General features: G+C 48.0%; 1 protein-coding gene. It reads left to right on the top strand.

Annotation, left to right across the window (positions count from 1 at the left end; genetic code table 11):
* A partial coding sequence (locus LKX83_RS32355; protein ID WP_227887369.1) for a YheC/YheD family protein occupies positions 1-263 on the top strand: 263 nt, incomplete at its 5' end.
* Between the last annotated feature and the right edge of the window lie 41 nt (positions 264-304).

The raw sequence follows: 304 nt of genomic DNA, 5'->3' as shown, positions 1-304 counted from the left end.
ATGAGTTTATGCTTGCATCCGTACGTCACATGGCTCTCAGCATTGCCCGATCCCTAGAAAAAGAATGGCCTACGCTTGGAGAGGTATCGATGGATATCGGAATCGATAAACATGCTAAGATCTGGTTTATCGAGGCCAATGCCAAACCAGGCAAATTCGACGAGCCTCATATCCGCAGGCTGTCCCTTCAACGCATTGTAGAATACGCTCAGCACCAAGCAAATTTTAGCGAGCTCGGAGAGAAGCGGTATGCACGTCCATGAACTTTCTCCAACTATCTTTGGACGTACGCGCGACAAATTCA

This window comes from Cohnella baijiui (assembly GCF_020731285.1).
Classification (GTDB): domain Bacteria; phylum Bacillota; class Bacilli; order Paenibacillales; family Paenibacillaceae; genus Cohnella.
Note: the sequence above shows the minus strand (reverse complement) of the source record. Positions and strands in the feature narration are given on the sequence as shown.